This is a genomic window from Sporosarcina sp. Marseille-Q4063 (assembly GCF_018309085.1).
Classification (GTDB): Bacteria; Bacillota; Bacilli; order Bacillales_A; family Planococcaceae; genus Sporosarcina.
The window spans coordinates 3,338,697-3,361,521 of the sequence record NZ_CP070502.1 but is presented as its reverse complement, the minus strand read 5'-3'; the positions used below and the strand labels follow the sequence as shown (position 1 = coordinate 3,361,521).

Annotated in this window: 22 protein-coding genes and 1 pseudogene; 9 read left to right on the top strand and 14 right to left on the bottom strand. The window is 39.8% G+C overall.

The window, feature by feature from the left end:
• The first annotated feature begins 178 nt into the window (after positions 1–178).
• Positions 179–1,072: an AraC family transcriptional regulator gene (locus tag JSQ81_RS17035; RefSeq protein ID WP_212605193.1), complete on the top strand. Its 894-nt coding sequence runs from the start codon at positions 179–181 to the stop codon at positions 1,070–1,072.
• A 127-nt stretch (positions 1,073–1,199) separates the two neighbouring features.
• Here the strand turns inward: JSQ81_RS17035 and JSQ81_RS17030 are convergent, their stop codons facing one another.
• Together JSQ81_RS17030 and JSQ81_RS17025 are read right to left on the bottom strand one after the other, a co-directional pair.
• Positions 1,200–2,288: a YkvI family membrane protein gene (locus JSQ81_RS17030; protein ID WP_212605192.1), complete on the bottom strand. Its 1,089-nt coding sequence runs from the start codon at positions 2,286–2,288 to the stop codon at positions 1,200–1,202.
• Positions 2,289–2,416: 128 nt separating this feature from the next.
• On the bottom strand, positions 2,417–3,592 hold the full coding sequence (locus tag JSQ81_RS17025) for an NAD(P)/FAD-dependent oxidoreductase (protein ID WP_212605191.1): 1,176 nt from the start codon (positions 3,590–3,592) through the stop codon (positions 2,417–2,419).
• Positions 3,593–3,795: 203 nt separating this feature from the next.
• Between JSQ81_RS17025 and JSQ81_RS17020 the strand changes: the two genes are divergently transcribed.
• From JSQ81_RS17020 to JSQ81_RS17005, 4 genes and pseudogenes are all read left to right on the top strand, one after another.
• Positions 3,796–4,071 (top strand): (2Fe-2S)-binding protein, encoded by a 276-nt coding sequence (locus JSQ81_RS17020; protein ID WP_371812445.1) that lies wholly within the window; start codon positions 3,796–3,798, stop codon positions 4,069–4,071.
• A pseudogene (locus JSQ81_RS17015) lies at positions 4,061–4,357 on the top strand ((2Fe-2S)-binding protein); the annotation flags it as partial. The gene JSQ81_RS17020 and the pseudogene JSQ81_RS17015, both read left to right, overlap by 11 nt.
• A gap of 97 nt (positions 4,358–4,454) precedes the next feature.
• Positions 4,455–5,666 (top strand): NAD(P)/FAD-dependent oxidoreductase, encoded by a 1,212-nt coding sequence (locus JSQ81_RS17010; RefSeq protein WP_212605189.1) that lies wholly within the window; start codon positions 4,455–4,457, stop codon positions 5,664–5,666.
• Between the two features lie 563 nt (positions 5,667–6,229).
• The gene (locus JSQ81_RS17005; RefSeq protein ID WP_212605188.1) at positions 6,230–6,469 is read left to right on the top strand and encodes a hypothetical protein; all 240 of its coding nucleotides are present in this window, start codon (positions 6,230–6,232) and stop codon (positions 6,467–6,469) included.
• A gap of 41 nt (positions 6,470–6,510) precedes the next feature.
• On the opposite strand, the gene JSQ81_RS17000 is transcribed toward JSQ81_RS17005, so the two are convergent.
• The 3 genes from JSQ81_RS17000 to JSQ81_RS16990 all read right to left on the bottom strand — a co-directional run bounded on the left by JSQ81_RS17000 (position 6,511) and on the right by JSQ81_RS16990 (position 9,822).
• Entirely contained in the window at positions 6,511–7,266 is a 756-nt protein-coding gene (locus JSQ81_RS17000; protein WP_212605187.1) for an NAD-dependent epimerase/dehydratase family protein, read from the bottom strand.
• A gap of 129 nt (positions 7,267–7,395) precedes the next feature.
• Positions 7,396–8,748, bottom strand: a complete 1,353-nt coding sequence (locus tag JSQ81_RS16995; RefSeq protein WP_212605186.1) for a gluconate:H+ symporter — start codon at positions 8,746–8,748, stop codon at positions 7,396–7,398.
• Between the two features lie 54 nt (positions 8,749–8,802).
• Positions 8,803–9,822 (bottom strand): zinc-binding alcohol dehydrogenase family protein, encoded by a 1,020-nt coding sequence (locus tag JSQ81_RS16990; RefSeq protein ID WP_212605185.1) that lies wholly within the window; start codon positions 9,820–9,822, stop codon positions 8,803–8,805.
• Between the two features lie 426 nt (positions 9,823–10,248).
• On the opposite strand from JSQ81_RS16990, the gene JSQ81_RS16985 reads away from it, so the two are divergent.
• Positions 10,249–10,914: a GntR family transcriptional regulator gene (locus JSQ81_RS16985; RefSeq protein WP_212605184.1), complete on the top strand. Its 666-nt coding sequence runs from the start codon at positions 10,249–10,251 to the stop codon at positions 10,912–10,914.
• A gap of 92 nt (positions 10,915–11,006) precedes the next feature.
• Positions 11,007–11,369 (top strand): hypothetical protein, encoded by a 363-nt coding sequence (locus JSQ81_RS16980; RefSeq protein WP_212605183.1) that lies wholly within the window; start codon positions 11,007–11,009, stop codon positions 11,367–11,369.
• Positions 11,370–11,413: 44 nt separating this feature from the next.
• Here JSQ81_RS16980 and JSQ81_RS16975 read toward each other — a convergent pair whose 3' ends face one another.
• Positions 11,414–12,520 carry a D-TA family PLP-dependent enzyme gene (locus JSQ81_RS16975; RefSeq protein WP_212605182.1) on the bottom strand — a complete coding sequence of 369 codons (1,107 nt, stop codon included), beginning with the start codon at positions 12,518–12,520 and terminating at the stop codon, positions 11,414–11,416.
• Between the two features lie 133 nt (positions 12,521–12,653).
• Between JSQ81_RS16975 and JSQ81_RS16970 the strand changes: the two genes are divergently transcribed.
• The gene (locus JSQ81_RS16970; protein ID WP_249336568.1) at positions 12,654–13,076 is read left to right on the top strand and encodes a hypothetical protein; all 423 of its coding nucleotides are present in this window, start codon (positions 12,654–12,656) and stop codon (positions 13,074–13,076) included.
• A 33-nt stretch (positions 13,077–13,109) separates the two neighbouring features.
• Here the strand turns inward: JSQ81_RS16970 and nagB are convergent, their stop codons facing one another.
• The 5 genes from nagB to JSQ81_RS16945 all read right to left on the bottom strand — a co-directional run bounded on the left by nagB (position 13,110) and on the right by JSQ81_RS16945 (position 18,017).
• Positions 13,110–13,841 (bottom strand): glucosamine-6-phosphate deaminase, encoded by a 732-nt coding sequence (gene nagB, locus JSQ81_RS16965; protein ID WP_212605181.1) that lies wholly within the window; start codon positions 13,839–13,841, stop codon positions 13,110–13,112.
• A gap of 1 nt (position 13,842) precedes the next feature.
• Positions 13,843–15,006, bottom strand: coding sequence for an N-acetylglucosamine-6-phosphate deacetylase (gene nagA, locus JSQ81_RS16960; RefSeq protein ID WP_212605180.1), 1,164 nt, complete (start codon positions 15,004–15,006; stop codon positions 13,843–13,845).
• A 13-nt stretch (positions 15,007–15,019) separates the two neighbouring features.
• A complete protein-coding gene (locus JSQ81_RS16955) occupies positions 15,020–15,709 on the bottom strand; it encodes an N-acetylmannosamine-6-phosphate 2-epimerase (RefSeq protein ID WP_212605179.1) in 690 nt (229 codons plus the stop codon).
• A gap of 529 nt (positions 15,710–16,238) precedes the next feature.
• Positions 16,239–17,312, bottom strand: a complete 1,074-nt coding sequence (locus tag JSQ81_RS16950) for a hypothetical protein (protein WP_212605178.1) — start codon at positions 17,310–17,312, stop codon at positions 16,239–16,241.
• A gap of 198 nt (positions 17,313–17,510) precedes the next feature.
• Positions 17,511–18,017: a hypothetical protein gene (locus tag JSQ81_RS16945; RefSeq protein ID WP_212605177.1), complete on the bottom strand. Its 507-nt coding sequence runs from the start codon at positions 18,015–18,017 to the stop codon at positions 17,511–17,513.
• A gap of 423 nt (positions 18,018–18,440) precedes the next feature.
• Here JSQ81_RS16945 and JSQ81_RS16940 point away from each other — a divergent pair, with 423 nt between their 5' ends.
• On the top strand, positions 18,441–19,265 hold the full coding sequence (locus tag JSQ81_RS16940) for an aldo/keto reductase (RefSeq protein WP_212605176.1): 825 nt from the start codon (positions 18,441–18,443) through the stop codon (positions 19,263–19,265).
• 362 nt (positions 19,266–19,627) lie between these two features.
• Here JSQ81_RS16940 and JSQ81_RS16935 read toward each other — a convergent pair whose 3' ends face one another.
• From JSQ81_RS16935 to JSQ81_RS16925, 3 genes are all read right to left on the bottom strand, one after another.
• Positions 19,628–20,809 (bottom strand): NupC/NupG family nucleoside CNT transporter, encoded by a 1,182-nt coding sequence (locus tag JSQ81_RS16935; RefSeq protein WP_212605175.1) that lies wholly within the window; start codon positions 20,807–20,809, stop codon positions 19,628–19,630.
• Between the two features lie 118 nt (positions 20,810–20,927).
• The gene (locus JSQ81_RS16930; RefSeq protein ID WP_212605174.1) at positions 20,928–21,851 is read right to left on the bottom strand and encodes a pseudouridine-5'-phosphate glycosidase; all 924 of its coding nucleotides are present in this window, start codon (positions 21,849–21,851) and stop codon (positions 20,928–20,930) included.
• Entirely contained in the window at positions 21,848–22,780 is a 933-nt protein-coding gene (locus JSQ81_RS16925) for a carbohydrate kinase family protein (RefSeq protein WP_212605173.1), read from the bottom strand. The genes JSQ81_RS16930 and JSQ81_RS16925 overlap by 4 nt, the downstream gene beginning before the upstream one ends.
• Between the last annotated feature and the right edge of the window lie 45 nt (positions 22,781–22,825).

Sequence of the window (22,825 nt, the reverse complement as noted above, 5' to 3'; positions counted from 1 at the left end):
AATAAAACCTCCAAATATTAGTAGTCATTTCAAGAATAAAAGTAATTTTAAATGAAGTTATTTATATTTGCATTATAATTATTAAAACTCTCATTCTAGTCAATTAACTATTCTAATCATCATAATCTACGTAATAAAGTTATACAATAGGAATAAAACAAGAAAGAAGGGTAAAATATTGCTATCTAATTTTCATTCATTACAACAAGGTACTTTTGGATTTCGATTTAAAGAATCTCATCAGCAACGTATTGCAGGGATCAACTCCCTAGGTTGGGAAAAACAGTTTGATTCTTCATATGACTGGAATGGTTTAACTAGAAGTGAAAAGGATATAATTATCTTCCAATACACCCTCAAAGGTGGAGGTGAAATCAATATTCAGAACCATATATATCAGCTTGAAGCTGGTGATGCATTCTTTGTTAAAGTACCTAGTGAGCATCGTTATTATTTACCTTCGGATAGTACGGAGTGGGAGTTTTTACATATAACTTTATTCGGTAAGGAAGCACTCAGAATTTATGAGGATATAGTAGATGAAGTCGGTCATATCTTAAAATTAGACTTGTATTCAATGCCAATTTCAATCATTCTTGACGTCTTGGGTAAAGTTTCAAAAAACAAAATGAACGATGCATTTGAAGCATCCTCTTTTGCATATTCTTTTTTAATGGCGATAAATCGTAATATATTGAATATCAAATCAGATGAAGAATGGCCAGAACCTATTTCTAATGCAATTGTATTTATTAATAATAATTTTCATGCCCCTATTACTCTTGACGATATTGTACGTGCCTCCGGACTTTCTAAATATCATTTTACTCGATTATTTAGTAAATCAATTAACTCTACACCAATACAATATCTTACGAATATAAGAATTAACGCATCAATAGATTTATTGAAAAATAAAAACCTTACGATTGATGAAATTGCAGTTAAGGTTGGTTTTTCAAATGGAAACTATTTTGGTAAAGTGTTTCGTTCTTACCTCGATATATCTCCTGGAGAATACAGAAACACTAAGTCATTCAATACTGTTGACCACCTCATTGGATATCATTGACTTACAATAAGGTGGTCCAGTAATTAATCGGCAGAAATGAAAAAAACGAGTACATGAACAATAAAACATTCATGTACCCGATTAAAATTTATTATTTTAAAAATAGTAAATTTAGGTGCTTTTCTTGTTAAGAGGTTACCTTTTTCACTACAACCTTCTCCATACGTTTATCCTTCGCCAATTTAAACGGCGCGTAAATTAACGCTGCGATGAGGAATAAACCGATGTAGCCGATGAATGGATAGACTTTTGAAACAAGGTACTGGAAGCCGCCAATGAAACTTAAAACAAGTCCAATGGTGACCGTAACAACTATCATGATATCGGATTTTTTCGTGTGCATAACCGTAAACCTTGCGACAAACGCATAGAACATACTCACGGCTGTATTGAACACCATGCCGAATAAAATGACCGACATGAAAATGCCTAGAAACGGTGAAATATCATCCACCAACTTCAACATTGGCATATCATAACCGGAAACGACGTTCACTTTCGAGAAAATGGCAAGATGGCTAATCAGAATCATGATTCCAAGGCCAAACCCACCGACTAAACCGCCAAGTGCCGCGGTTCTCTCATCTTTCTCAGCGCCCCCCATAACGAGTGACATGGCAGCGCCTACAGCAATATTAAAGGACACATAATTAATTGCAGAAATGAACCAGTTTGGCAAAGTTGTATCTAGATCTCTCGCAATCGGGCTTAATTCTGCGAATGAAGAATCCATTGTAAAGATTGAATAAATTCCAATCAAAATAATTGTTAGTACCAAGAACGGTGTAATACTTCCGATAACCGCGATGACGCGTTGCACATTCATCATGACAGTTCCGATTACTAGGACGGCCATGAGTAGATTACCGATATACGGTTCGAAGCCGAATTGTTGATTCAAAACGGAACCTGCGCCGGCAAGCATGACGACCCCAACACCGAATAATGTGAAAACGATGATTGCATCGACCACGAGCCCGAGATAAGGACCGCTAATTTTATAAATGACTTCTTTATGAGAAGTTGTTTGCGTGCGACTTCCGAGCCTCGTCAGCGTCATGCCCAGATAGGCAAATAATGCAGTTGATAGGATCGCGGCGATTGTACCGAGCGTTCCAAAACTTGTGAAATACTGTACGATTTCATTTCCCGAAGCAAAACCCGCTCCGACGATGATTCCGATAAAAGCGCTTCCAATCTTCAAAATCCTAAACATTTTTAACTTCCCCCAATTATGCAGAATTTCCCCTGATGAATATAAGTATAAATAAAAATAGCTATCACAAGTACTGCAAATTTTTCGCAGCATTCATGATAGCCACTTTATGTTAATTCTTTTGTTTATTATAAAACTGGAACTTTATCAAAACGGTCGAATCTGAGTGGATCTGTTGGAATCGTAGTCGTCTTCTCGTTGATCAATTCTTCAATGAGCTTGCCTGTCACAGTTGCTAAACTGATTCCGTCCCCTTCATGACCTGCTGCGATGTAAAACCCAGGAATTTGTTCAACTTCCGAGACAATCGGAAGATGATCTTCTGTCCAAGGTCTGAAACCTGTATACGCACGAATCATCGTAAAGTCATCCATTTTCGGATAAAAACGAAGCGCTCTCATGGCCATTGTTTCGACTACGTTCATGTCGATTCTTCCATCGTATCCGACGAATTGACGGCTGCTTCCGATTAAAAAGTTTTGGCTTTCAGTCGGTTCAAGTACGAGAGCAACCCCGTGCTTTTCCGTACGCTTATCGACGATGCGATCTCGACCGAATTTATTCATCAAGTAGCCGAATTCCATCACATTTCGCATCATGACCGGCTTTTGTCTAGCACCGACGATAATATGCCCTTTTCGAGGGATAATCGGGATATCTAAATCCAACATTTTCCCGATGAATGGCGCCCATACGCCCGCAGCGTTCACGACTTTTTTCGCCGTAAATGTGCCGTTCGTTGTTTCAATTGTAAATTCTTCTTTTTTCGTGATTCCCGTAACTTCCGCCTGCGTCTGCACTCTTAAACCATATTGTTTCGCTTTATCGATAAGTGAGTAACAAAACAGGTATGGGTTAATAAGAGAATCAGTTTCACATTCTAATCCACCTGGAATGTCATCAGCGAAATAAGGCGACTCTTGACGTAGATCTTCACGGTCTAGCAATTTGAACTTCAAACCCGCTTTTGTTTGAATGTCCACCCATTCTGCCGCCGCTTGCATTTCATTGTCATTTTCACAAACTAGCAAACTTCCAAGCGCGCGATATTCAAAGCCCAAATCCAACTCGTGCTGTAAATCCACTGTTAATTCCTGACTTTTCAATGACATCAAACTATCGAAGCCTGGATCTTTATCGACAATCGTAATGTTTCCATCACAACGAGATGATGTACCGCTTGCTATATCATTCTTCTCGATTAATACGCAATCGATTCCAGATTTCGCGACATAATATGCGATTGCAGAACCGACAATACCGCCGCCAATTATTGCCACTTCTGCATGATTTTGTTTCGACATGTGAAATCCTCCTTTGACACAGACGAATCGTTTATACTACTCTAGAGAAGACATAGCCAAACAATCTTCTGTTTTCTATAAAAATTATTATTGCTCTACTAGTATCTATGTTAGAATAATAGGGGATGAAGTGTCAAACTTTATTTTGTAGAAATATAAACCAGTAAGATGAAAATCGAGTGTGTAAAGGGAGGATTGGCCTAATGGATAAATTGATTATCTGTAGATGTGAAGAAGTATCACTTGAAGACATTGAAAATACAGCAAGTAAATATAGCTGTTCAGCCCGCGAATTAAAACTGCGTACTCGTGCAGGAATGGGCTATTGTGGGGGTCGCACATGTCGTCCAGCTGTCGATGCGGTCCTTGAGGAAGTTACAGGAGAAAAACCGGGCAATGATATCCCATTAAAGGTTCAACCCCCTGTTCGACCTGTTTCACTATCCGTTTTAGGAGGTAAGAAACGCAATGAACAATAATCGGATTATCGATCATCCAGTTTTAGGGAAACTAAAAAACCAAACACCCGTCACGTTTACTTTTGATGGAAATACATATACCGGTTTCGAAGGCGACACAATCGCTTCGGCACTGCTTGCAAACGGAATTCGTCAATTGCGCGTGCATGAAGAAACCGGTGCACCGCGCGCTATTTATTGCAATATCGGGCATTGTTTTGAATGCCGCGTCACAGTTGACGATGTAAACGGCGTTCGCGCATGCATGACAACCATTCAAAAAGACATGAAAGTCGATAGTGGCAAAATGGAAGCGGCACCATTCAAGTCAAAAACTGAAGAATGGCCGCGCACGTATGCCGAATTCGAAAAGTTAAACGAAGGAAAAAAGGACGGTGAACCGCATGTATGATGTAGTCATCATCGGTGCGGGCCCTGCTGGATTATCAGCAGCCATTGCCTGCCGCGAATCAAAACTCCACGTTCTCGTTATGGATGAATTTCCAAAACCAGGCGGTCGACTGCTTGGACAACTTCACCAAGAGCCAACCGGAGAATGGTGGAACGGAATCGAAGAAACTAAGATTTTGATGGATAAAGCAACAGCACTGAACACAGAAATTAAATGCGGAATTTCCGCGCACCATATCGAAAAAACGGATCATGGTTACGCAGTTCATACAAATGAAGGCGTTTTCGAATCGGAAAATCTATTAATCGCAACAGGTGCCGCCGAAACAGCTGCGCCGATTCCTGGCTGGACGCTTCCAGGCGTCATGTCAATCGGTGCAGCACAAGTTATGACGAACGTCCACCGTGTGCGTGTTGGAAATAAAGGCGTCGTTGTCGGCGTTAACGTCTTGTCCGCTGCGATTGCGCGCGAATTGCAAATCGCGGGTGTCGAGCTACACAGCATGGCGTTGCCGGCAAGTAATGTCGTGACGAAAGATCACGCAAACCCGAGGAAAGTCATGGAAGGTTTAGTGCGCATTGCCCACTTAGCTCCATCAGCTTTTCTCCGTTTCGGAAGTAAATTCGCGAAAGCGGAATGGGTGCGTAACATCGCTGTTTCCTTTTATCCAAAAGGCGGCGTGAAAATGTGGGGCATGCCTATTCATATCCGTAAAGCCATTGTTCAAATTAACGGAACAGAAAAAGTAGAATCCGTCACGATGTGCGATATCACTGCGGACGGAGAAATTGTCAAAGGCAGCGAAAAAATTATTGAAGTCGATTTCGTTTGCATCGCCGGCGGACTTTATCCGCTCGCAGAACTTGCTTCCGTGATTGGTTGCCCGTTCAAATACGTTGAAGAACTAGGCGGACACGTCCCTGTCCACAACGAACAAATGGAAACGCCACTCGAAGGACTCTTCGTCGCCGGCAACATCACAGGCATCGAAAGTGCGAAAGTCGCAAGAGCTCAAGGCGAATTAGCGGGATTATCGATTGTAAAGCAGAAATTGCGTGATCAAAAAGACATCAACGCTAAAATCCAACAAGCTGTTGAAAATGTAAAAGCAGTACGTGAGGCTGCGTCTATTCAATTCCATCCGGGGATTGACGAGGGACGCGCAAAGATTGAGCAAGCTTTTGATGAATATAAGATTTCTTAATTTGGGAGCCAACCGCTTTGTTGTAGCGGTTGGCTTTTTTTGTTTACGTGGTCACCCTATTAAAATCTTCACTCAATCTAGAATAAATCATATCATTTCCGTATATACTGATAGTCACAGAGAGGCGGCACTCCTCTGTCCCGCGTATATGGGGCACCTTCGACGGAACGTGGAAAAGAATACTTACGCATGTCCAACTGGGGACGCCACCCAGTAGTGCCGCAACCAATTAAATGGTAAATAGAACGTGAAACGACTAAAGTTAGCGCTCAAACGACTAATATCGGATTCAAAGCGACTATAGCGCACACTCAAACGACCAATGAACATGCTAATGCGACTAATACCCACTCTCAAACGACTAAAGATCCCCCACCCCACTCTATATCCAATATTTAACTCAAAAAAGTCACCCATTCTATAAATTGGATGACTTTTTATTATTACTACGATAGTTAATTCACAAAGCAACAATCTGTTGCAAAATGCGTTCACCATTTTCAAATTACTAAGTACACTAGTCTTTGAGAGAATCATATTTCTTAATAAAGGAGTCGATGTTGATGGCGAATTACGGTACTTGTGTTAAGTGCGATAATGAATATGCTGTTGATAAATGGAGAGATATAAACGTTTGCCCAATGTGCACAAGGGCGATGTTGGTTAGCGGTATCGACAGCGAAACCATTGTCCCCGATGTAGATTATTACGAAGATTATTCTCCTGACGATTACGATTCAGTTGATTTTTTCGAAAAAGGACCTCGTGGGGATTCGCTAAGATATATTGATGAATTAGAGTAATCCATGAAGGTTTAGCCAGTTTATCCCCGGCTAAACCTTTTTCAATCCCCCTCTTCAATCACATCCTCCGCACTCCAAACCGACTCAAACCCCAACTCCCTTTTAGCCTTGTCGTTATCCCAAGGCTTGCCTTGATTATCAGAAACGCCGTAATAGGTCCCGAACTTCACATCAGAGTTGATTGCTTTTCTGAAGAGGTTGACGGTATCTATTTCAGAAAGCCAGGTATGCTTAAGTCTGTCGAGGTCTTCGTAGATCTCGGTTTCTTCATTTTGTTTGACGCTGCCGATTCGCAGGTTGATGACGGAGAGATTGTGTTTATTGTGAAAAGCGAAGCCGACGTTTTCGATTGCAAGTTTCAATGTACCGTAAAGTCCGACTGAATAAGGATAATCGTTGACGGTAATTTCTCGACCGAGTGTTGAATCCCCGTCTTCTTCATAATAATCAGTGACGTGATTGCTACTTGCAACGACCACTTTGGGTATTCCGAGATCAATCGCCGCCTGGAATATATGATAAGAAGCTTTCAGAAACACATCGACCAATTTGTCCATTTCAGCAACGTCAACCAAGTTATCTGTTTGCGGTTTTGAAAGTAAATTTACCAGTACATCCGCAACTTTTGGAATCGAACGAACGAGTTCATCATATTTTGTCGCATCCACTTTACATTCATTTTGATTTCGATTATTGACTTCCAGATCAAGATTAACCACATCGAATTCTGATGTAAACCCTTCTCGCAATATACTTCCAATTGTTCCACTTCCGCCAATCAGCACAATTTTCTTCACCTCAAAACTCCTCCCAATCACTTCTAACTATTACCCTATATATTCCCATATGGCTTTCGAATAAAACCCTGTCCACTTTCTAAGCAAAAAAAGGCCCGCCACAAAAGGGCGAACCTCAACGAACAATTTTTATACAAACATACTTAATAATAAAACAAATCCAAGACCTAGTACTGAAATAAGTGTTTCAAGGACTGTCCAAGTTCCGAATGTTTCTTTCATTGTTAATCCGAAAGATTCTTTAACAATCCAGAAACCAGTATCATTTACGTGTGAAGCAATGATACTTCCCGCACCTGTTGCTAACACCATTAGCTCTACATTAACGTCGGTACCGGCCATCAATGGGATAACCAGTCCAGCGGTTGTCAATGCAGCGACTGTCGCAGATCCTTGCGCGATTCTCATGAGCGCAGCGATAAGCCAAGCCAAAATTAGCGGCGAAATCGTACTGCCATCAAAAAGCTGCGCAACGGTGTCACCAACGCCTCCGTCTATCAAGACTTGTTTAAGCGACCCGCCAGCACCGAGAATGAGTAACATCATACCGATGGCTGCAATCGAATTTTCTGCGGATTTCATAAGTTGTTTCATCGGGATTTTTCGTGCAGTCCCCATCGTAACTAACGCAAGCAGTACAGAAAGCAACATAACTGTCGTTGGCGCTCCGATAACTGCAATTAAGTCAAAAACCCAGTTTCCTGATAACCCCATGGCATCTTCAAATAAAATAACAATCGTTGAAAGCGCCATCAAAATAACCGGAAACAAAGCAGTGAATGCACTGATACCAAAACCTGGCGTATCTTCTAAATTAAATTGCTTCGCATTCCCGATAGAAGCCATACTTCCTGTAGGCTCCTTTTCAAAAGCAGACGGAACAATTTTTCTTGCAATTATTGTAAATAATGGTCCAGCGATAATGACTATCGGAATCGCAATTAGAAAACCATAAAGCAATACTAATCCTACATTTGCTCCGTATTGCTGAGCAATAACAGTCGGTCCTGGATGCGGCGGCAAAAATGCATGCGTTACGGATAATGCAGTCGTCATCGGTAGACCTAACCAAAAGAATGATATTCTTAATTGCTTCGAAATTTGATACACAATCGGAATTAATAATACAAGACCTACTTCAAAGAACAACGCAATACCTAGAATGAATCCAGCAGCAACAACAGCCCATTGAATTCTCTTCTCGCCAAACTTATCAATTAATGTCATTGCAATACGTTGGGCTCCACCCGCGTCTGCTATCAACTTACCTAGAATCGCACCAAGTCCAAAGACTAACGCAATTCCTCCTAAGGTATTTCCCATACCTGCCTGAATCGTATTCACGATTTCATTAAAAGGCATTCCTAGAGCAAATGCGATCATGAATGAAACAACAATTAATGAAATAAATGTATTCATGTTAAACTTCATGATCAATACGAGTAAAACGATAATTCCTAAAGCAACTATAATTAATGGCATTCTTCTTTTCCCCCAACTTCTTAGCTAAATATTTTGATAAAATCTATTCTAGTATCACTCAAACTCGATAATCGCTTTGCGGACTAGTTGAGGATTCTTTTCTATGAACTCAAATGCTTCTTTGATTTGACTCACTGGAAACTTATGTGTGACTAAACCATTATGCGTCAATTTCTTTTCATTGATCAGTCCGACGACATAACCGAATTGATTCGTCTGCAATCTCGACCCTGTAATCGTCAATTCTTTTTTCGTGATTTCCATTTGTGCTATTGCCGATGGTGTCGCATTGAAACCTAGTAAAACAACATTACCAGCGACCGAAGCCACATTAACACTCAACTCGAAAGTTTGCGGCAATCCAACCGCATCAATGACGACATTTGCACCTTCATTATTTGTGATTTCATTTATCTTCGTTTCTACATCTACTTCTGATGGATTGATCGTGTAGTCTGCACCATTTTCTTTTGCAAACGCCAATCTTTCGTTTGTATAATCGGACATAATAACAGTTGCACCGCGCAGTTTAGCCATTTTAAGAACCGTTATCCCGATAGGTCCAGCACCTTGGATAAATACAGTTTGTCCAGCTTGGACGTTCCCCCTCCATGTAGCTTGAGCCCCGATTGTATAAGGTTCTGCCATGACTGCCTCATCCCAATCAATTTCCGGATTTACTTTATGCACTTGCTTCTCTGATAGAATCGCAACTTCTCGCATACCGCCGTCTTCATGGACACCAAATACAGACACTTCTTTACATACATTGGGTCTATCGTTTTTACAAGCGTAACATTCGCCGCAATAACGGATGGGTTCAATGACGACATGGTCGCCGACAGCTACTTTTTTTACATTCGGGCCGATTTCGACTATTTCTCCTGCTACTTCGTGTCCAACAATTCGCGGGTATGTTGCAAGAGGATTTGTACCGTGATAAATATGCATATCCGATCCGCAAATGCCGACTCTTTTAATTTTCACCTTTACATCATCAGCTTGTTCTATCGTTGGTTCAGGAATCTCTAGTATTTCAATGACGTTTGCTTCTGGAATTCTAACCGCTTTCATTTATCTACACTCCCTAAATTTCATCAATATAAATCGAACATTTCAATTAAATGATATCGCTTTCTTTAAAATGATATCGCTTTCTTTTTTTAATTAATAACTAGTGACATGTAACATTTCACATGTTATTGTTAGGTTACATTCTTTTGTTTAACACGTCAATACTTTTTTGTAATTTCTTTAAATGTTAAATCTTGCTATAAGTATAGAACCTTGTCATTCATTGAATTTGGAAGTCTTATGAAAACAAACGATTTTAGTAAAGCGGTTACAATTGGACGATTCTAATGGCTAGTTAATATAAGACTGGAAGAAATCTCATTTTCTTTTTAACCTCAGTAAAGATATAATTAGAATAAAGCGCTTACAACTTTTCCAGTTTTACTGTTTGAAAATATCATAGTTAAAGTAAAGGAAGTATATAAAATGTCTAGAATTGAAACAACTCTATTAACTGAGCAGGTTTACAATATTCTGCGCGAAAATATTATCGGTCGAATATACACACCTGGCGATAAACTCGACATTCATAAATTGGCAGAAGAATTTGGCGTAAGTCGCTCTCCTGTAAAAGATGCCATCAATCAACTTGTACATGACGGGCTAATAGAAATCATTCCGCGTAAAGGGACCTATGTAACACAATTAAATTTTACTGAATTTATCGAAGTTCTCGATGCTCGTTTAATGATAGAATTATGGGCTGCCAAACAAGCAATCCAAAACATCACCGATGACAAATTAGATGATTGGGGTAAAATTGTTCAAAACATGGATGCATTACTTGATGTGAATCCCTTTCCATTTGAAAAATACAGCAAGTTAGATATGAAATTCCATAAAACACTCATTGAATGGGCTAACAATAGCAAGATCAAAGACGTATTTTCTTCGTTCAATACTCACGTGGACTTGTCCCGTATTGTCCATTCCACTTCTTTGGAGAGTACAATTAAAAGACATAAAGATCACTGGCTCATGTATGACGCTATGAAAAATCAAGATTTGCCTAAACTCTTAAGCACTTTAACGTCGCATATTGAAAGTCTGAAAAAAGAAGCTGAAGAACGATGGGATGAAGTGACAGAGTAAAATAAAGAAAGATTGCTGCAAAAAAAGTAATAACCTGTCCACTTATAAAGTAATTCCTTCTATGTAAAGAATAAAATAGGAGGAATTATTGTATGACGAATTTCTTAACGGACTACTCTCACTTCAAAAATAGAGCAGAACTAGACGAGGCGACTCGAAAACATCGGAAATGGAATTGGAACGGGATGAATGCCACGGACCACCACGTGCTTGAAATAATTTGGCGCCATTCTATAAAATTCGGTGCAGCCCAATTGGCGCATGATGCCATTGCGTTGGAAATCATAAAAAGCAATAGCACTGTCCGACGCTCAATTTGTAAACTTGAAAAATTAGGCATTCTCGACCGCCATAACTATATCCGCCCAGGCACGAATGGACTCGGTCCGAATATCTATTCTATTCGACCTTTCAATGAATATCCAGGTGTTGTGGATGAACGATTTTACCCATAATTAAAAATGGCGTCAACCTGTTAGATAGGTTGACGCCATTTTCATCACTGCAACTTCCCTCTGCATTCAACGACTAATTCCTCAACCACTTCATCATTGGAAATTAAATACGCTTTCTCATGCAAATTACATACGGGGCAAATATGATTTGGAATAATCTCGACCTTATCGCCGATACTCACTTGATCCCGAAACTTTTCATTATAAATAATCGCATGCTCATCAAATACATCAGATATATGCACATTATCAAAGTCTTTAATATATCCAAGGCCTTCCGTTTTCGTAATCCCTATACTTCGTCTTTGTGCTGTAATTCCTTTCGCACCGACATCCGTGATAACTCTTTCAGCGGTAGGTTTACTAATAACCGTTGTAAGAATCGTCGCTGCACAGCGGCCATATGTACCGATGACATTTGCCTGGGATGCATCCATTAAAACGTATGTGCCCGGTCTAATTTCAGTAATGCCATCTGGAATTTCATAGTTCTGCATGAGAGACGGCGTAGATCCAATACTAACTACTTTTGGTTTCAAACCCATTTCTTCTGCAATCTCTGCAAAACGCAAAGTTCGTTCAACACTTCGGATAAAAATCTCCCGGCATTCATCTAGATTTTCAGCTTTATAAGAATGACCATCATGGGAAAATACACCCTTGAATTCCACATTCCGACTGGCTTTAATTGATTCCAACAAAGTACGAAAAGTACTTTCTTCAATTACGCCGGAACGGTTCTCCCCGACTTCAATTTCCACGACGACCCCGGCTTTATTCGCCGCCCCTTCGAAAACAGCTTCAATTTCATTTACGTGATAAGTGTCATCGATGCCAAAAGATATCTCGATCGTTTCAGCCAACTTTCGAATGCGCTCAATTTTTGATTTACCGACGATTTGATTGGCAATGAAGATATCTGACAAACCGTGTTTTGCCATCACTTCCGCCTCGCCCACTTTTGCGACGGTAATCCCTTTTGCACCTAACTTTTCTTGGAGCTTGGCGACTGTCGGCATCTTATGCGTCTTCGTGTGCGGTCGTAAATGAACGCCATTTTCATTCGCATAATTCTGCATGAAATTTAGATTATCTAACATTATTTCTCTATCAATTAATAACGCAGGTGTCTCAAGTTCTATGTATTTCATCACGCATTCTCCTCTATATATTACATGCATATCCATACATTTCACTTTAACAATTTTCTGACTAATGGTCAATGTGTTCTAAATCGAACTTTTTCTGCTAATAATAGTCCTATAAAGAAAGAGGTGTGGTATTTTGAAGTTTTTTAAAGGTCTTTTCATCTTAATGCTACTGATAGGCGGCGTCGGGTACGGGATTTATTATTTCGGGACCAATAAAATTTCCGAAAATGTAGCGGACTCCGTATACGGCGAATTAGAAAATACCGGTCAATTAGAAGAAATTAAACAGATTGTAAATAATGATCCTCAGGTTCAGCAGTTTATTGCAGAAGGAAATACGGATACGAGTAACCTGCCCTATAAAACAAAAGAACAAGCGACAAGAGCCATCATTCAAAAAGTAGGCATCGGCGAACTGCAAAATATGCAAGCGAAATATCAAAACGGAATTTCGGCGACTGAAATAGATGAAATTTTAAGCAGTCTAGAAGGTAAGTTTACCGCAGAGGAAATGCTCGCTTTAAAAGTGATTGCTTATGAAGAATTGAATAAGTGAAAAAGAGCCTGAATGATAGGCTCTTTTTTGTGTTTAAACTAGCTGATAAGCATCCTTATCCACAATAATCGTAACATCATCATGCGTCCATAAATATGACGCAGGAAAATCCGGATTCACATTTCTTTCCGACTCCAACAACGTTTTCACCGCTTTGGCTTTACTTTTCCCAGATGCCAATAAAATAACTTGATCACTTTTTAAAATAGATTGAATGCCGATTGTAATCGCATGCGTTGGAACTTCGTCGATTGATTGAAAGAAATGAGCATTGTTTTCTATAGTAGAGGCATTAAGTTCAACGACATGCGTCAGACTGTTTGGGTCTGTTCCCGGTTCGTTAAACCCGATATGGCCGTTTGTTCCGATACCCAATATTTGCAGATCGACTGGACCCACATGGTCAATCACTGCTTCATAACGCAAACATTCCTCTTCCGCTGATGCCGGCACCCCGTCGGGAATATATGTATTGTTAAGTTCAATATCGATATGCTTGAAAAAAGTCTCAAACATGAACGCATGATAGCTCGCTGGATGATTTTTATCCAACCCTAGATATTCATCCAAATTAATGGTTTTCACATTTTCATAGGAAATCCCGCGCGTTTTATAGCTATCAATCAGATTTTCATATAACCCGAGCGGCGTTGCACCAGTGGCCAATCCGAGAACCAGTTCATCGTTTTCGCGTATTTTTTCTTCTACTAATCGCGATGCTTCCTTGCTAACCTCATCATAATTATCGCGCACAATCACTTTCATCTTAATTCCCCTTTGCATAAGCGATATTTCCTCTACAAATTGTCATTTGAACATTCCATGCTTCATCGATAATTGTTAAATCCGCATCTTTGCCAGTTTCTATTTTACCTTTATTCGAAAGCCCAAGTTGCGTTGCGGCATTTGTTGATGTAATCGCAACAAGTTCCGATAATGTGCAATCCGTTGCCGCCTTCATATTTTTCGCCGCATTTTCCATCGTCAATATGCTTCCCGCAAGCGTTCCATCAGCAAGCCGCGCGTCATTCTCTGTCACCTCAACGTCCTGACCACCTAAATCATATGTACCCGGCGCAAGCCCTTTTGCGCGCATGGCATCCGTAATGAGAATAACTCCACTCGCCCCTTTTTGGCGGAAAGCAAGTTCAACCGACTTCGGAGCGCTATGAATAAAATCGACAATCAATTCAACCAGCAACGGCTTTTCCAACAAAGCAGCCCCCACTACCCCAGGTTCCCGGTGATGAAATGGACTCATTTGGTTATATAAATGAGTCACCTGTTTTGCGCCTGCTTTAACCGCTTGGCTCACGATTTCATATGTCGCATCCGTATGCCCCAATGATGCAACAACTTTATTCGCAGTCACTTCTTCGATAAACGCCAACCCTTGATCCACTTCAGGCGCAACTGTTACAAGTTTAATTCGGTTTCCACTCAATTCCTGCCATTTCTTAAATAATGAAATCGAAGGGGGGACAATATGTTCAATCGGTTGCGCGCCCGCTCTTTCGGATGAAATGAATGGTCCTTCCAAATGGATTCCCAGCATTTCAGCCTGCGTCGCATCTGCATTAAACTGACTCGCATTCCTTAAAGCCTTTTCGATACTTTCTTCCGTCTGCGTCATCGTCGTCGCTAAAAAACTCGTCGTGCCTTCACGTGGAAGCGCACTCGCCAAACCATTTAAAGCATCCGGCGTCCCGTCCATTACATCAAAACCCGATGCGCCGTGGATATGTATGTCAATAAAACCCGGGACGACAATCCATCCTTTATCTGTTGCATCTACATGGATATCCGCATCTATTTTTATGGATGCTGCAATTTCTTTAATTTTACCGTTTTCTAAAAAAACGTCTCCAATGAAGCTTTCTTTTATCGAGTCCGCGATTGTAATATTTGAGATTAATAAGGTCCTGTCCATAAAAATTCACTCCTTATTTTATAGCTTCAATAAACCTTTTTGTGATGTCCATAGGTCTAGTAATCGCAGTTCCAACAACAGCAGAAAAAACACCTAACTCAAACACATGCCTAAGTTCAGCGGGCGTCCAAATACCGCCTTCCGCAATGATTGGTATAGGAAATTCCTTTACTAATCTTTCAATCAAATCCATATTCGGCAAGTTGGTACCATAAGTGTAGTCCGTGTAACCGCTGAGTGTTGTACCTATGCAATCAAATCCTAATTTATATGCTAGATTCGCTTCTTCATACGTAGAACAATCCGCCATGAATAATTGATCTTTATATTTTTCTTTAATGACAGGGAAAATTTCACTGATTGTTTTTCCGTCGGGTCTTAGCCGCTTCGTTGCATCAATCGCGATGATATCTACACCTTCACGATGTAATAGATCTATCTCTTTAATTGTCGGCGTGATAAATACATCAGAGTTCTCATAAACATTCTTAATAATCCCGATGATTGGCAAATCCACTGTTTGTTTAATCTCTTTAATATCTTCGACACCGTTCGCTCGGATACCTTTGGCGCCACCCAACATCGCGGAATAAGCCATCCTCCCCATAATAAATGAGCTATGCATCGGTTCTTCAGGAAGCGCCTGACATGAAACAATAAGATCTCCTTTTATCGACGTAAAAATCTGTTCTTTCGTTTTCATATGCGCACATCTCCATGACTGAATTATAGTTGCGTATTTATGCCCAACTATATCTTATTTCCGGAGAAAGTCGCCACCTTAACACTCAAATTCGAACGCTAACCAATATCGTTCACTTACACCCAACCCGCCGTCTCAACCAATGAAACCCGAAAGCAAAACCAACTAACTCAGTCCCCAGCCAAATCAAAAGCCATCTCACAAAGTGTTTGATATTCGATAAGTCGTCTAACATTAACAAAAACGAAATGAGCATGACTAAAAAAGCCATCAAGCGACAGTAAAAAATTATCGACTCCGGCATACGACTATAATTATCTGGGACATAGTGGATTTCAACATCGGCTGAACTATACGAGCCTTTAACCTTCTTGGTTCCTTGTTCATGCTCGTAATCTTGATCGCTGAATTGGCTTATTATAATCAACCCCTGAAAGTAATTCCGAACATTAAATCGGGTTGGACTCCCGCCGTCTCCACTCGAAAATAATTACCTATCTGCAACCTGAGTTAAACATACTTTAGATCATCATTGCACTCCGTTGAACGCCTTCATCAACCTTTTCAACCGTTCAGCATCTGATATGAATCTTCCCTCTTTTTTAATAACAGGTGCTTCTTCTGGTTTTTCCCACACATTTTTGCCTCTCTCATTTTGCTCTTTAATTCTTTCTGCATTGTTTTTCGCCCTCACTGCTTCTAGTCTAGCAATTTCTTCGGCTTTCTCTCTTTCTTTTTTAACTCCGGCCTCTTTAGCAATTCTGATTTCTTCTGCCTTTTGTAAACGTAGTACTTCCAAGTGACCTTCATATTTAATTCTATTATTTTCTTCTATTTCAGGATTTGATAGTTGGATTTTATCTTCTTTAATCTCAACATAAACCATCGGAATTGTAATCGTTCCGCCGTTGGTTGATTCGTACGAGAGTAGGCCGCCTGATATTCCCATAATTGTGATCATATCATCTTCCAGTATTCTTGATTTCACGATATCTGATTCATAAGCCGCGTATAGGATTGTGTCATAGTTATCATTAACAGCGAGTCGAATTTGTGTTTCACCGTCACCTTCAATTACTTGAATGACTTTTCCGCGAAACTTAACTTTTTCAAATTCAAAGTCATCGGGCGTTCTTGCAAGCTGATTATATGTGATTCCCGTGTCGTATCCTATTCTTTCTTCTTCTTCCGCTTTTTTCTTAGCTTCCACTTCAGCGGCGGCTTCTTTGGCCGCTTTTTCTGCTGCTATTTTTTCTTCTTCTTTTTTCGCTGCCGCTGCTTTCTTTTCTTTTTCAGCTTTTTCGGCATCAGCCTTTGCTTTTTCTTCAGCCTTTTTCTCAGCTTCTTTTGCCTCTGCTTCAGCGATTTTCTCTTGTCTTTCCTTCTCCTGAAGTTCAAACCAAGGTTTCGCTTCTTCAACTTTTTTATTCAATTCTACTATTTCTAAATCTCGTTCTTTAACTAAACTTTGTTGTGTTTCGATTTCTTTTTGCAATTCGCTTTTGGCTTTGGCAGATGAACTTGAAATTGATCCAATAACAATGATGAAAATAATTAATGCGATGCCTCCACCAATAAGTAAATACCGATCTTTCTTACTCAATATAACGCCCTCCTATCCCATTAGACATTTAATATTTCAAAAGTCCAGTGAGGAATATTTCCTTCGTAATCATGTAGTACTATAAAGCTATTAGCAATCGACATATTTAGTTCTAGAATTAAATATTTTAAGGAAGAAAAAAACGCCCAATAAGGACGTTTTTTTAATAGAAATTCATATTTTAGGAATTGAAATGACTTAGTCGCGAATCAACATATTCATTTCCAATTCCAATCCACTCTTAACTTCTGTTTTGAAAATCTCTAGCCACTGCAAAATTATTGGGGAAATAAGAGATTGTTCATTTTGATTGAATGTGATGCCGGAATCATTCAATAACCCAACTAATTTGCGCACGGACACACGCCACGCGATTACCTTAAATTTTAAATTAAGCCACTGAAGCAGAATCTTTTTCCATTCATAGGCAGGTCCATTAATTTGAGATTCACCCGTGATAGTTGTGCTCAACATTTTCTCTTCGAATTCTTCGTATCTTTCGCATGTTACAAACGCCGTTAATGGCTTAATTGGTTGACCTGTTTTCGGGTTGATGCCGGTTTTCTTAACTTTTTCTACAACGTGGATGGCAAGCGGCCCTTCCACAAACTGATTTTGAGAAGTAAACAATTTTTCATCTTGTTCTAGATCAACATTCAGCATCTCATTATTTTTATCTTTTTCAGAAATTAGCTGTAGTTCCATCTTCTCATCCCCCACTTCCAATATGTTTTTTCGATTGCCTCTTATGTTAGTATACGACTAAGTTACCTTCACTTCAAGGTAACCGTGTATATACATCACTCTTGATGTCCTAATTTAGTACCAATAAAAATTTTTCCATAAGCCCATTGTATCAATGTAGACTGAAGAGTACAATAAGAAAAATAATGATATACTATATAAGGACTAGATTCGACAAAAAAAGCTCAATTGACCTAGGATTCTTGCCCCTAAATCAATTGAGGTTAAAGTTATCTGGTTTGTAATCGCCAAATCTTGGACCAAAGAGTTACAAGAGTATAGAGGAACTTTTTTAAGCATATTAATATTATCCCAACACCGCTATAAAATTCAATTTTCTGAAATCCTGTGATAGACTAATAGATATAGAAAGGATGCGATTTTATGCAATTAATAACGTTAAACAATGGTCTTGAAGTTCCGCAGCTTGGTTTCGGAGTGTGGAAAGTTCCGGATGAAGAAGCAGAGAGCGCGGTAGGACAGGCAATAAATGCAGGTTATCGTTTAATCGATACCGCAAAAATTTATAGGAATGAAGTCGGTGTTGGAAAAGCGCTGGCCACTACCAATGTGTCGCGCGAGGATTTATTCATCACGACGAAGCTTTGGAATGCTGATCAAGGATATGAAAGTACATTAAAAGCATTCGACGAAAGCCTTGAAAAACTCGGTCTTGATTACGTGGACCGTTATTTAATCCATTGGCCAACCCCAAAGTATGATCAATATGTGGAAACATACAAAGCATTGGAAACGATATATAAAGAAGGTCGTGCAAAAGCGATTGGCGTTTGTAACTTCGACATCGAGCATTTACAGCGAATCTTGAACGAATGTGAAGTTGTGCCGGCTGTGAACCAAGTGGAATGCCACCCGTATTTACAGCAAAAAGAACTCAAGGAATTTTGTAAAGAACACGGCATTGTGCTTGAAGCATATAGCCCATTAATGAACGGCACGAAGGTATTGCATGATCCCGTGATTCAAGAAATCGCAAGCGAGCACGACAAAACACCAGCTCAAGTAATTCTACGTTGGCATCTTCAATCAGACGTCATTGCGATTCCTAAAACGGTTACACCATCACGAATGGAAGAAAATATAGATGTATTTGATTTTGAATTAAGCACTGCAGATTTGGATCAAATTGCATCACTAGACCGCAACGAGCGTCATAATGCTGTTCCTATCGAGATGAATAATCGGTAAATAAATAAGGAAACGAAATAAAAAGCTGTCTTAGCATAGACGGCTTTTTTGCTTGCACATAGTAGTGGTTTGCTTGCACTCCGATAGGTTTTCCTTGCACTTGAACATAGTTTCCTTGCACTTCCATCTCATTTGCTTGCACTCAAAAGGTTTTGCTTGCAAGCCGGGACCTTCTACCTGTGCGAAAACTGATTCCCAAACACGACAACCCGAATAACTTTCTATAATATGATGAAATTAGTTGATTGGAATGGAAGGCGACGACTTCAGCGGAATCAGCGAAGTTAGTGAAAAGTGTTCCACTATGTTCAAAAACAAAAAAGTGTAGAGGATAATAACTAATCCCCTACACTTTACCTAATTCACATAACAATCCCCATAATCGTCCCCGAAATCACAGAAGCCAGCGTCGCACCCAACAACAGTTTCAAAGCGAACTTCGAAACATGCTGACCTTGCTTTTCACTAATCGATTTAATAGAACCTGCGACAATACCGACCGTACCGAAATTTGCGAAACTGACCAAATAAACGGATACAATCGCGATTGTTTTATCAGAAAGCGTTGATGAGATTTCACCAAAACTCAACATCGCAACAAATTCATTCGTGACAAGTTTCGTAGCCATAATACCACCCGCTTGCACAGCCTCTCCCCATGGGACACCCATTAAGAAAGCGATCGGCGCGAAAACATAACCAATCATCGTTTGGAATGAAAAATTGAATACGCCCAGGAAAATCACATTAATCATTTCCATCAACGCAATAAACCCTAATAGCATAGCCGCAACGGTCACTACAAGTTTGAAACCGTCCATGATGCTATCCCCGATCATTTGGAAAAAAGGCACGCGTTGATCTTCTTCAACTTTGATTAAATCCTCATCTTCCTCTAAATCATACGGATTGATAATATTTGCGATGATAAGCGCACTGAAAATATTCAATACGACAGCCGTTACAACGAATTTCGGCTCTATCATCGTCATATAAGCCCCGACCATCGCCATACTTACTGCACTCATCGCGGACGTACAAATCGTGTACAATCGTCTTGGCGATAAAAGCGGAATTTGCTTGATGACAGTTAAAAATACTTCAGGTTGTCCAAGCACAGCAGTAGATACCGCGAAATAGCTTTCAAGCCTGCCCATTCCGGTAATTTTACTTAATGCTAAACCTAAATATCTAATAATGAAAGGCAAAACTTTAACATAATTTAAGATTCCTATTAAAACAGACAAAAATACAAGAGGTAATAATGCGACAAAGATAAATGGCATTTCGCCTTCATTCACTAAGCCGCCAAATACAAATTGAATTCCGGTATCAGCTATCTCCAAAAGCTTTTCAAAAAACTGACCAATAGCTGTTATGACATTCAAGCCTACATTTGTATTCATCATGAAATATACTAAAAATATCTGCACCGCTAACATGATCAGAATACGTTTATATTTAATTTCTCTTCTATTACTACTGAATAGAAACGCAATCATAAAGACTAGCAGAATCCCAGTTAGTAAAAATATGAATTTCATCTAGAGAATCCCCTTTTATTGTTAGCGCTTTCAAATGGACGAATAAATAAGTAAATAAGGATTGCCACATCTAATTGACGAACAATTAGATGAGGACAATCTTAGATCCATTTAATAATTACTGTACTTGAGTTTTTTCGTTTAAGCTAACTGCGATTTGTGCGCCGACTTTAGCGTTATGTTTTACCAATTCGATATTTACATCAAGGCTCTTGCCTTCTGTTAAGTCTTTAACTTTTCCAAGCAAGAACGGCGTACTGTCTTTACCGACAATATTATTTTCTTCTGCTTCTTTAATCGCTTGGTTAATAATTCCATTGATGAAATCTTCGTCCATTGCATGCTCTTCAGGAATTGGGTTAGCGATAACAACGCCGCCTTTAAGGTCTAATTCCCACTTCGTCTTCAATGTTTCAGCAATGACATCGATTGAATCAGTGGAGAAGTTTAGTTTGTACTCACTGCTTCTTGTGTAGAATGCTGGCAGATATTCTGTTTCATAACCGATTACAGGAACGCCTTTTGTTTCCAGGTATTCTAGCGTAAGTGGCAGATCAAGAATTGATTTCGCGCCTGCACAGATTACCGCTACATTAGTTTGAGCCAATTCTTCTAGGTCAGCTGAAATATCCATCGTCGTTTCAGCACCGCGGTGAACGCCGCCAATACCGCCTGTTACAAACGTTTTGATGCCAGCCATTTCAGCACAGATCATTGTTGTTGCAACAGTAGTTGCGCCGAGTTGTTTTGAAGCGACAACTTGAGCCAAGTCGCGTCGTGATACTTTCGCAACACCAGAACTGTTTCCAAACAACTCTAGCTCATCAGAAGTTAAACCGATTTTAATTTTCCCGTCGATAAGTGCAATTGTTGCTGGAACAGCACCGTTATCGCGAATAATTTGTTCAACTTCACGAGCCATTTTTACGTTTTGTGGATAAGGCATGCCGTGTGAAATAATTGTTGATTCCAAAGCGACGATTGCTTTACCTTCCGATTGCGCTTTTTTTACCTCTTGTGATATTTCGATGTAGTTTTTCATTTTATAATTTCCTCCATATCTAATTTAAATTGCTTTTGTGATAATTCTTGTCTCACTGTGTGCTCAGATAATATTGTTTTATGTGAATTGACCAAGCCGGATTGAATGATATAGTCAAGTTCTTTATTTTGCAGCCAGGAATAAATAACCCCCGAACAAAACGAGTCACCTGCACCCGTAACATCCACAACAATTGGTGTTTCAATAGCTGGGTAATAACGAATTCCATTATCTTGACTGCCGGCGATGACACCTTTTGAGCCGTTCGTTACAATTACATTTTTTACGCCCAAAGCTAACCATTTCTCGACTGAATCTTCCCAGTCTTTATCATCATCAAGCGAGATATCCAGAAAGGTTTCTGTTTCGTCTTTATTGACGATGAGCCAACTTACCGCGCTTAAATCCTTCGGAAGTCTTTCCATTTTTGGTGAAGAAACAGGAATGATGATTAATGGTATATCATTATCGGAAGCGAACGAACAAAGATAAGTGATCGTTTCACCAGGACAATTCAAATCGACGACAATGCATTTTGCGGTTTTCAAAAGTCCGCTGTTTATTTCCAATAAAGCGGGTGTTATCTCTTCGAAAATATCCATATCGGCCAATGCGATGGATAAATCGCCATTTCTATCTAATACTGCTGTATAGGAACCTGTTGAAGAATTTTTAATTTCCGCGACATGTTCTAAATTCATATAAGGAGATGACGCATCGTAGATTTCTCGCCATTCTGAATCGCTTCCCCTTACTGAAATAAATGCAACTTCTTCACCTAGCCTACCTAGGTTTTCAGCGATATTTCTTGCCACTCCGCCGATTGTTCTGGAGGATTTCACCGGATTAGACGTGCCATTAGCGATTTCATGTTTTGCATAGAGTTTTCGGTCAACGTTAGCACCGCCTATGCAAATAATCGGATTCATAGTTCTAGCGATTTTCTCACACCCCCTCCCGATGAAACAAAAGTT